The sequence below is a fragment of the Erwinia sp. 009765445 genome, from assembly GCF_058137865.1.
The window spans coordinates 1-544 of the sequence record NZ_JBYUWC010000071.1 but is presented as its reverse complement, the minus strand read 5'-3'; the positions used below and the strand labels follow the sequence as shown (position 1 = coordinate 544).

The window sequence follows — 544 nt, the reverse complement described above, 5'->3', positions numbered from 1 at the left end:
TTCGTGTTTAACCTCGGAGCCGGAAACTTCGTCAAATCCACGCTGCTGAAAAAGCTGAATGCTGGCGACTATGACGGAGCGGCCGCTGAGTTTGGGCGCTGGGTTCAGGCTGGGGGTAAAACCCTGCCAGGTCTCGTTAAGCGTCGGGCAGCAGAAAGGGAGATGTTTACAACATGACTCTCACAATCATCAACTTCTTCAAAAACTATTCTCCGGTCATTGTGGTGGGCCTCATCTGTGTAGCGCTGTGGGGGTTACACGCCCGCAATTCTCAGCTGACGGCCACCAATGAGCGCCTGGAGCAGTTGTCGAACAGCAAAGACTCGAAGATTAACGATCTGCGCTCAAAGAACGATGACCTGGCGGATAGCGTAAAAGACCTGGTCACAGCAGTAAACCAACAGAATGCCGTCATGTCTCAGGTCACCGAGCAACGGGCAGTTACAGCACAGCAGAACAGGACTCTCCAGAATGAAATCAAGCGTTATCTCGCGGCGGATAAGTGTGCTGTTGCTCCTGTGCCCGCTGATGCTGTTGACCGGCT

General features: G+C 53.3%; 2 protein-coding genes. Both read left to right on the top strand.

Annotated elements, in window-relative coordinates; translation table 11 throughout:
- A partial coding sequence (locus AC3Y5R_RS24280) for a lysozyme (protein WP_489923430.1) occupies window positions 1–177 on the top strand: 177 nt, incomplete at its 5' end.
- On the top strand, window positions 174–544 hold a 371-nt coding region (locus tag AC3Y5R_RS24275), incomplete at its 3' end, for an Rz lytic protein (protein WP_489923429.1). The genes AC3Y5R_RS24280 and AC3Y5R_RS24275, both read left to right, overlap by 4 nt.